Origin of the sequence: Maritimibacter harenae, from assembly GCF_009882975.1 — a bacterium.
GTDB classification, from domain to species: domain Bacteria; phylum Pseudomonadota; class Alphaproteobacteria; order Rhodobacterales; family Rhodobacteraceae; genus Maritimibacter; species Maritimibacter harenae.
Map to the genome: position 1 here is coordinate 1 of NZ_WTUX01000008.1, position 228 is coordinate 228.

1 pseudogene is annotated in these 228 nt (G+C 64.0%); it reads left to right on the forward strand.

The window, feature by feature from the left end:
* Positions 1–228 (forward strand): annotated as a pseudogene (locus GQE99_RS22025) (transposase); the annotation flags it as partial.

Below are 228 nucleotides of genomic sequence, written 5' to 3' on the forward strand. Positions count from 1 at the left end.
ATCGACGCCACCTACCTGAAGGCTCACCGCACGGCGTCCAGTCTGGGCGTCAAAAAGGGGGGCGCGGTCGCCTGATCGGACGGACGAAGGGCGGCATGAACACGAAATTGCACGCCATCTGCGACAGCCAGGGACGCCCACTCAGCCTGTTCGTCACTGCCGGGCAGGTGAGCGACTACATCGGTGCGCGGGCTCTTTGCGACAGTCTGCCGAATGTCGATTGGCTGC